Raw genomic sequence first — 9,269 nt, 5'->3', positions numbered from 1 at the left:
GCACGAACGCTGCCAGTTAATACTGACGCAGCTTGTGATGGCGGGTTTATCAGATTATCAGTTCGGATGTTATAAACGCCTCCAATAATGGAGGCCCTGCTGTGGAAATGGGCGGCTGGTGGGTGTTGACGCACCCGGCCAGCCATTCGCTCATGTAAGAAGGTCACAAGCGAACCAGGGCCCACCGCTTTAGCGCTAAAGCAAAGTGAGCCTACCAGAGAGCCGCTTACTGATCTATGAAAAATACTGTAAAAATAAACAGTGTTGAGTTATTCAACGCCGATTGCCTGCACGTCCTTTCCCAAACGCCTGATAATTCCATCGACCTTATATGTACTGATCCCCTTATTTCCGGGTAAAGCCTGAGGGGTGGGATAACCAGTGGCGGGCGATGCCGATTATCTGGCCTGGCTGGATAAATGCCTGGCCGAGTTCTGGCGGGTGTTGAAGCCAAACGGCAGCATTTACCTTTTTAGTGGTCACCGCCTGGCGGCAGATATTGAGCTGCTGATGCGCAACCGCTTCAACATCCTGAATCATATCATATGGGCGAAACCGTCCGGTCGCTGGAATGGATGCAACAAAGAAAGCCTGCGGGCTTACTTCCCGGCGACCGAGCGCATTCTTCGCAGAGCATTACCCTGGGCCGTATAAACCCGACGGTTACGCGAAAGAATGTGACAGCGCCAAGCAGCACATTATGACGCCGCTGATTGATTATTTCCGTAATGCGCGTTCGTCGCTGGGCGTTACGTCGAAGCAGATAGCAGACGCCACGGGAAAGAAAAACATGGTTTCGCACTGGTTCGGTGCCAGCCAGTGGCAACTACCAAACGAGGCCGATTACCTGAAATTGCAGGAACTGTTTACGCAGCTTGCAATTGAGAAGCATCAGCGCCTCGAGCTGGACAAGCCTCACCATCAGTTGGTGGCCACATGGCAATCGCTGAACCGAAAATATTCAGAGCTTCTGGAAGAATTCAAGACGCTACGCCGCCCGTTTGCTGTTACATCTGCGTTCCTTACACAGACGTTTGGACACATAAGCCCGTCCAGTTTTATCCGGGTAAGCACCCATGTGAGAAGCCAGCCGACATGCTGAAGCAAATTATCAGCGCCAGCAGCAGGCCGGGTGACGTGGTAGCCGATTTCTTTATGGGCTCCGGATCCACAATCAAAGCGGCAATCGAATTAGGGCGTCGGGAATCGGTGTTGAGCTTGAAGAGGAACGCTTCAACCAGACTGTTGAGGAGGTAAAACGTTGGTCGCCATAGGGCGGCCTTTTTGCTACCTCTCATTGGTAATATTCAGAAATATCATCATAGTTTACATGGGTAAATGATCGCCTTAAGCTTCGTGGCTAGGTTCTTTAGCTCAGCGGTTGGAGCTCATGACTCATAATCGCCGGTTGTTGTTTCAAAACCTACAAGGACCACTAACCGCCACTAGCTCACAGGGAAGAGCGACAACCTCGATGTTGTAGTTCGGGGTTCGAGTCCCCGGTGGCGGACCAAATATATCCTGCTATACTCATTAATGTGTTTGAGGTAGCAGTAAGAGCAAGTGTAGACCTGCTGAAAGCATTCCTACTGACGCTATAGTCCGGGCGCGAAGGACTGAAAAGCTACGCAGCCAGCGCGAAGCCTGGCTCGCAGTTTGCGTCCATTGTATAATGGCTATTACCTCAGCCTTCCAAGCTGATGATGTGGGTTCGATTCCCACCGGTCGCTCCAACAAAGCTTTTCAGTCTGCGATGAAGGGATTTCCCGGAGCGACTGGAAAGCGCCTTACATTTATCTTTTATTTACATCTTATTGCCTAGAATTTGCGCATTACGGTTTGAAAGAGTTTGAACATGACCAATTGGCTTACTGTGGTTTTAGTGTGTTTTTGCCTTGCCGGTGCTGCGGGCTATATTTCGCTGCATTTCATAGCGTGAAATGCCAGAAGAGTATGGAATTTAACGCCTACGAGTTTTACGTAAGATGAGTGTTAATGCGGAATTTATTGATCATGATTTTACTCATAGCATCATTCCTTTGTGGGCTTGCAATTTACTATGATGTGATTCTCTCTTTTGAAAAAGACGCCCCTTTTATTGTTAATTAGTTAATCACTGTAATTCGCTTAGATGCATCCGCATGAGCACTGGATTTTAAATTGATATTACACTTATCAGCCTTTTCGAGCGCAAATTCCAGTGCTCAGCCGAATACAAACTTAACTCGCCATCAGTGCGGTATTTTTCATTTAAGGGCTGCCTACGTGCGGTTTTTTATGCAGCATAATCTATATTCCACCTGAGGGGAGCGCTGCTGCATAAATCAACCACTGGCGTGGGTCGTTTGAGTGGTGGGGGCGTCTCACGCTTCAGTAATATTCAGAAATACCCATATAGTTTACAAGGTAAAATGTTCTCCTTAAGCTTCACGGGTAGGTCCTTTAGTTTAGCGGCTAGAGTGAGTGACTCATAATCGCCAGGTCGCTGGTTCAAGCCCAGCAAGGGGCACCAACCGCCACTAGCTCACTGGGAAGAACGACAACCACGGTGTTGTAGTACGAGATTCGAGGCCCCGGTGGCGGACCAACAAAGCTTTCCAGTCTGCGATGAAGGGGTTGCCTGGAGTGACTGGAAAGCTACTCAGTCTTTAGACTACATTTAAAAAACAGATGGTTATTATTAGCTCCATCATAGATGGGAAGCGTGTCACTATGAGAATTTGGCTGATTGTATTCTTATTCTGCTGCTGTCTGATTGGCACAGGGTTAGTGTATTACAAAATTTTCTCAAAAGTGACTTCACAGTCAGAACATAGATATAACGCGGGTGACTTCCTGGTTGGCCCGTGAATTTATTGCTGTTCTTGCGTCACAAAAATATCTACATCCGCATGAGCACTGGGTTTTAACTGATATCGCACTTATCAGCCCTGTCGACCGCAAGCTCCAGTGCTCAGCCGAATGCAAACTCAACCCGCCTTGTGCGGGTTTTTTTCATTAAAGGGCTGCCATCGGGCGGCCTTTTTTGTTTCCCTCACACAGCACCCCGAACACGGAGGTGTGGAATGCACAGAACTATGCCTGACAAAATCGCATCGATAGCGGGGTACTGTACATCCGGCAGCCTCATTTGTTGGGGTGGCATAGCTAAATGGATGCATGACCTTGACTGGAACCTTGTTGCAGTTGTTGGCGGCTTCGTTATTGGCTTGCTGACTTTTTTCGTTAACTTTTATTTCAAACGTCGCCAGACAAAGGCCTATGAGAACGCGCTGGCGCGCGGCTATGTAACACCTCCGCCCCAGGACAACTAATCATGGCTTCAACTAAAAGTAAGCTCAGTGCCCTGATGCTGGGACTGCTGCTGGCCGGCGCATCTGCGCCTGTGCTCATGAGTCAGTTTCAGGATGAAAAAAGAGGGAACCAGCCCGATTGCTTACGCTGATGCTGGTGGTGGACGATTTGCGGCGTGTGACACGCGTTGACGGCAAGCCCGTTGTTAAGGGTATGCAGCTGACGCGCCAACAGTGCGACAAAATCGACAAAGCAGAGCAGTCAAAGGCTTTAGCATGGGTGGAGAAAAATGTTCGCGTATCCCTGACCGAGCCTCAAAAGGTCGGCATCGCTTCTTTCTGCCCCTGGAACATCGGCCCCGGTAAATGTCTGCCGTCCACGTTCTGGCGAAAGCTCAATGCGGGTGACAGGCACGGAGCATGCGCAGAGATAAAACGCTGGACGTATGACGGCGGCCGCGATTGTCATATCCGTTCGAACAACTGCTACGGACAGGTTCTACGGCGACCAGGAATCTGAGCTGGCATGTTGGGGGATAGACCTGTGAAAAATCCATTCTGGCTAATTCTGGCGTTTTTGGTGGCTTGCCTGGCTGGTGGCCTTATCTGGTCGGCAAATCACTACCACAGCAAGTATCTGGCAGAGCAAAAGCGTGCTGATCATGCGAGCTACTGGCAACGCGGCGCCAGCAAACGATCAACGAAATGCAGACCGCCAGCGCGATGTGGCCGCTCTGGACTCGAAATACACTCAGGAACTGGCCGATGCCAAACAGACTATTGAGCAGTTGCAGCTTGACGTTGCTGCTGGTGATAAGCGGCTGCGCCTCAACGCCACCTGCCAGCCAGTGCGTTCCTCCACCAGCACCACCGGCGTGGATGATGCAACCGGCCCCGGACTTACTGACGCCGCTGAACGGGATTATTTCCGTCTCAGGGAACGAATCGAAACCAGCAACAAGCAAATAGCAGGGCTGCAAGAATACATCCGGCAGCAGTGCCTGAAATGAATATGTTGTTGTAGCCCGACTGGCTGTAGGCGCTGGCATCAGATAAATAATCAGACGGCATCTGATGCAAATTGGTCTTTAGGAAATAGGTGCTATGGAATAAATCAGCAACAAGTGTAGCCATTAAATAACATAAAACCGAAATTGGAGTGATAATGTTTCAGATAGATACCGTAACCAATTTAAAAAAAATACTTTCCCGTTATTAAAAGGGGGCTTGCTGCAACTTTATATTCTCATCGTTTTTTGTGTGCGGAGAATGACTCTTCAATAATCCCTTTGGATTCAGTCAAGTATGAATCTGAATATTCAATTGAAAATACGTTAAGTTTACTTAAAACCTTTAGGGGTTTTTATGTAGATAGTAATGGTGCGTATTTTACAGGGGGATCACCTAATGACAATGATGGTAAATCAGGTGGTGGTCAAAGAAATCAGGGTGAAGCAGGAAGTGATAATAGTGTTACTATGAGTGCAACTAATAACAGGCCACATATTTCAGGTAATAACAGTTATTTTAATAATTATTATAATAACTTCTATAACAATAATTATAATAATCATTATAACAATAACTACAACAATCACTATAACAATGATTACAACAATAATTACAATAATAACTACAACAACAATAATAATAACGGGAATAACAATCATATAATACAACCATAATGGCAATCATAATAAATGCTCTGACTTGAAATAAAGCCACTGGCATCCGCTGGTGGCTTTCATGCATGGCACACGAGATGGTCTTTAATTGATGGTAGTGATAATCAATATCATTGACGGGTCCTCCCGGTGGGGTAGCCTGCCACGGGGCGGCTTGCTCGCGGGAATCGGCTAGTTTTTCGGATCCATGGGCATCATCATCATGTGGTAGGTTCTTGTTTTTATGAGGGCCGTTTTTCAAAGATGTCGAATCGTTTAAAAAGTGTTCACCATCATGGCCAGGAAATTGCCTCTCTCAAACTCAATATCAACCAACTGGCGGCCATTACCGATGTTCACCGCCAGACGGTCGCCGCCCGGCTTAAAAATGTAGAGCCCGCGGCGGGCAGTAACAGCAAATTAAAGCTCTACCTCATCACGATATTCTGACCGAACTGATGATCCCGACGGTATCAACCAACCTGGAAGATATGCCGCCGTCCGATCGCCTGGCTCACTGGAAGGCCGAAAACGAAAGGCTCAAATTCGAGCAAGATACCGGCCAGCTTATCCCCGCGGATGAGGTCGCCAGAGAGTTTTCACTGATGGCAAAGCCGTCGTTATGGTGCTCGAAACCCTTCCCGATATTCTTGAACGCGACTGCGCTCTGCCGCCGGTGGCGGTTTCTCGCGTCCAGAGCGTGATGATGATTACGTGACCAGCTGGCTCAAAAAGTCCTGGATGCAAGAAGAGGAGGCCGAAACAGAGGAGGACTGATGGCTAAGCGGGCATCAGCAAGTGGTATCCGCCGCGACGTTTCCGGCATCCTTCGCGCGCCGCGCAGAATGGAAGTTGCCGATGCGGTCAGTGCTTATATGCGTGTCCCCATGGGGCAGGTAACTCCGTTCCATGGGATCCTGATCTGGCGCCCTATGTCATTGAGCCGATGAACTGCCTGGCGTCGCGTGAATATGATGCCGTGTCTTTGTTGGCCCGGCGCGAACGGGTAAACGATTGGCCTGATTGATGGCTGGATCGTCTACACATTGTGTGCGACCCGGCAGATATGCTGGTAATTCAGGTTTCAGAAGAAAAGGCCAGGGAGCATTCGAAGAAGCGCCTGGACCGACGTTCCGCAGTAGCCCGGAAGTGAAAACACGGTTAAGCCCGCGAAGAAACGATAACAACGTATATGACCGCACATTCCGCGCCGGGAACTACCTGAAGCTGGGCTGGCCGTCGGTCAATATCATGTCGTCCTCTGATTATAAAAGCGTGGCGCTCACTGATTACGACCGCTTCCGGAAGATATTGACGGTGAAGGTGATGCATTCTCGTTGGCCTCCAAGCGAACAACTACTTTCATGTCGTCGGGCATGACGTTGGTGGAGAGCTCACCAGGGCGTGACGTGCGCGATACGAAATGGCGTCGAAGCTCGCCACATGAGCTCCTCCCACCACGGGGATCCTTTCGTTATACAACCGCGGTGATCGCCGCCGGCTTTACTGGCCTGCCACATTGCGGGGAATATTTTCAGCCAGAAATGGACAACATGGCCGGTTACCGTGAAGTGGCCGACCCTGTTGCTGCCAGCGAGGCGGCCGTGCTCCAGTGCCCGGCCTGTAAAGGCAAAATCACACCGGATATGAAGCGTTCCCTGAACATGAAATGCGTGTGGCTCCGCGACGGGCAACGTATTGATGCTGATGGAGGCATATCGGGGGAGGGGCGGCGGTCCCGTATTGCTTCCTTCTGGATGGAGGGGCCGGCAGCCGCTTACCAGACCTGGGCGCAGTTGATTTACAAGTTTCTTACCGCTGAGCAGGAGTACGAGGCCACGCGCAGCGAAGAAACGTTAAAAACAGTGGTAAACACCGACTTTGGCGGCCATACCTCCCGCGATCCAGCATGGAGCAACGGAAAAGCGAACTGCTGGAACAGCGCGCTGAAGATGTCCTAAGCGAAGCGTTCCCGATGGTGTCTGCTTCCTGACCGCGACAGTGGACGTTCAGGCCGGGCGAAACCGCCGGTTTGTGGTCCAGATTACCGGTTATGGAGCCATGGGGAGCGCTGGCTGGTGGACAGGTACAACATAAAGCAGTCGCTACGCTGCGATGGTAATGGTGAAAGCCTGCAAATTGATCCGGCAAGTTACCCCGAGGACTGGGATCTACTGCTGACCGACGTTTTCAATAAAACGTGGCCACTGGCCTCCGACCCGACAAAGGGCATGCGGTTAATGGCGATGGGTGTCGATTCCGGCGGCGAAGATGGGTGACCGATAACGCCTATAAATTCTGGCGGAAATGCCGCCGGGATGGACTGGGTAAAAAGGTCTACCTCTTCAAAGGCGACAGTACCACCCGCGCTCAACTCATTAAACGCACGATGCCTGATAACACTAACCGACCGGACGCCGTGCGCTGGCTGCCGGTGACGTTCCTCTCTACCTCCTGCAGACCAATGCCCTGAAAGACCGTGTGACAATGCGCTCTGGCGTGATTCGCCTGGCCCTGGCTATGTGCATTTCCCGTCATGGCTGGGAAGCTGGTTCTATGAAGACTGACCTATGAGGAGCGGCGGTGACGGTAAGTGGAGCAAGCCCGGGCGGGGCGCGACGAAGCGTTCGACCTGCTGGTTTACGCGGATGCTCTGGTGATCCTGCACGGCTACGAAAAAATTAAATGGCCGGATGCCCCTGAATGGGCGCAGCGGAACACATGGATTGAATCCTTACCTGGAGAGATGCTGCTCCGCCGCTCCCGGCAACGATCGCTAAGCCAGCCAGTAAAAAGAACGGCGCAAGCGCGACAAAACTGAACAAACTAACCCATGGAAAACCTCAGGAGGCTGGGTATGAACCAAAGCGATATTGAAGCCATGATCCAGCGCTACAGTCAGGCGGAAATGGCCGTCCTGGACGGAAAATCAATCCGGTTTAACGGTCAGGAAATGACGATGGAAAACCTCTCCGAGATTCGAAAAGGGCGGCAGGAATGGGAGCGGCGCCTCTCTTCACTGAATCAGAAAAGCAGGGGCGGCCCGGTTACCGCCTGGCGAGGTTTAAATGACAATTCTGGATAACGTAATCGGCGCCTTTTCACCGGGCTGGAAGCAGCCCGGCTGCGCGCCAGGGCCATGATTCAGCCTATGAAGCGGTAACACTACCCGAACACATAAAGCGCGCCGGAAACAGGACGGCTGACCAGCTAAGCCAGATGGGTCCGTGTCGCTCCGGGAGCAGGCCCGTTTTCTCGATAACAACCATGACCTGGTGATTGGCATCTTCGATAAGCTTGAAGAGCGGGTTGTGGGATCAAAGGGGATTGTTGTTGACCCTCACCCAAAGCTGGCGAACGGAACGGTTGCCAAGAAACTGGCGAAGGAAATTCGTAAGAAATGGGAGAATGGTCTGTCAGGCCGGAGGTTACCGGGCAGTTTACCCGCCCCATGCTGGAACGCCTGATGCTGAGGACCTGGCTCCGCGACGGGGAAGTTTTTGCTCAACTGGTACAGGGGAGCGCCACAGGACTGGTTCCCGTGGCCGGGGTGCCTTTCTGGCTTGAAGCTCTGGAGCCTGATTTTGTCCCAATGACCAGTGATGCCGCAAAAAAGCTGAATCAGGGCATCGTGGTTGATGACTGGGGGCGGCCTAAAGCGTATCAGGTTTATAAAAGCCTGCCAGTGGCTGGCCGGCAGTTCGATACGAAAGAAATTGACGCGGCCAATATGCTGCACCTCAAATTTACCCGTCGTTTGCACCAGACCCGCGGCACGTCATTGCTCTCTGGGGTGTTAATGCGTCTGAGTGCTCTCAAAGAGTATGAAGATTCTGAACTGACGGCGGCGCGTATTGCGGCAGCCCTTGGGATGTACATCAAAAAGGGGATGGTCAGAGCTTCGACACAGAAGATAAAGCGAGCGTGACAGAGAGCTGGAGATAACACCGGGCATGTTGTACGACGAGCTACAGGCCGGTGAAGAAATCGGGATGATTAAATCCGACCGGCCAAACCCCAACCTTGAAACCTTCCGAAACGGCCAGCTACGCGCTGTTGCCGCTGGCAGTCGGCTCAGCTTTCCAGCACGGCCCGGAATTATAACGGCACTTATAGCGCTCAGCGCAGGAGCTGGTGGAGTCAACGGACGGCTATCTGATCCTGCAGGACTGGTTTATTGGCGCTGTTACCCGACCCATGTACCGGGCCTGGCTGAAATGGCGATTGCCAGCGGCGAGATTAAAGTTCCTCGCGGCGTTGATATGGACTCCCTCTATAGCGCGGTTTATTCAGGGCCGGTTATGCCATGGAT

General features: G+C 51.3%; 3 protein-coding genes, 2 tRNA genes and 6 pseudogenes. All 11 read left to right on the top strand.

The genetic code is table 11. The features are described 5' to 3' along the window. Nucleotides 1-88 (top strand): annotated as a pseudogene (locus FOC35_RS22680) (TrmB family transcriptional regulator); the annotation flags it as partial. Nucleotides 89-236: 148 nt separating this feature from the next. Further along, nucleotides 237-1,274 (top strand): annotated as a pseudogene (locus FOC35_RS22675) (site-specific DNA-methyltransferase). Nucleotides 1,275-1,439: 165 nt separating this feature from the next. Then, nucleotides 1,440-1,513: transfer RNA gene (locus FOC35_RS22670), tRNA-OTHER, on the top strand. Between the two features lie 145 nt (nt 1,514-1,658). Next, nucleotides 1,659-1,733, top strand: a tRNA-Gly gene (locus tag FOC35_RS22665). 1,344 nt (nt 1,734-3,077) lie between these two features. Continuing rightward, nucleotides 3,078-3,314 (top strand): class II holin family protein, encoded by a 237-nt coding sequence (locus tag FOC35_RS22660; RefSeq protein ID WP_371810721.1) that lies wholly within the window; start codon nt 3,078-3,080, stop codon nt 3,312-3,314. A 2-nt stretch (nt 3,315-3,316) separates the two neighbouring features. Next, nucleotides 3,317-3,841, top strand: a pseudogene (locus FOC35_RS22655) (lysozyme). Nucleotides 3,842-4,058: 217 nt separating this feature from the next. Then, on the top strand, nt 4,059-4,262 hold the full coding sequence (locus FOC35_RS22980) for an Rz1 family lipoprotein (protein WP_172567778.1): 204 nt from the start codon (nt 4,059-4,061) through the stop codon (nt 4,260-4,262). 959 nt (nt 4,263-5,221) lie between these two features. Continuing rightward, nucleotides 5,222-5,734 (top strand): annotated as a pseudogene (locus FOC35_RS22645) (DUF1441 family protein). Beyond that, nucleotides 5,734-7,818 (top strand): annotated as a pseudogene (locus FOC35_RS22975) (phage terminase large subunit family protein). The pseudogenes FOC35_RS22645 and FOC35_RS22975 overlap by 1 nt, the downstream one beginning before the upstream one ends. Further along, on the top strand, nt 7,815-8,042 hold the full coding sequence (locus tag FOC35_RS22625; protein WP_254065408.1) for a hypothetical protein: 228 nt from the start codon (nt 7,815-7,817) through the stop codon (nt 8,040-8,042). Before FOC35_RS22975 ends, FOC35_RS22625 begins: the two are co-directional and overlap by 4 nt. Then, nucleotides 7,981-9,039 (top strand): annotated as a pseudogene (locus FOC35_RS22850) (phage portal protein); the annotation flags it as partial. The gene FOC35_RS22625 and the pseudogene FOC35_RS22850, both read left to right, overlap by 62 nt. Between the last annotated feature and the right edge of the window lie 230 nt (nt 9,040-9,269).

Origin of the sequence: Cedecea sp. FDAARGOS_727 (genome assembly GCF_012273235.1) — a bacterium.
GTDB classification, from domain to species: domain Bacteria; phylum Pseudomonadota; class Gammaproteobacteria; order Enterobacterales; family Enterobacteriaceae; genus Cedecea; species Cedecea davisae.
This window is presented reverse-complemented; position numbering and strand designations above follow the sequence as displayed.

Excerpts from the sequence above, each read along its gene's own strand:
- FOC35_RS22660 (WP_371810721.1), top strand. The coding sequence starts at position 3,078 with ATGCCTGACAAAATCGCATCGATAGCGGGGTACTGTACATCCGGCAGC.
- FOC35_RS22980 (WP_172567778.1), top strand. The coding sequence starts at position 4,059 with ATGCCAAACAGACTATTGAGCAGTTGCAGCTTGACGTTGCTGCTGGTG.
- FOC35_RS22625 (WP_254065408.1), top strand. The coding sequence starts at position 7,815 with ATGAACCAAAGCGATATTGAAGCCATGATCCAGCGCTACAGTCAGGCG.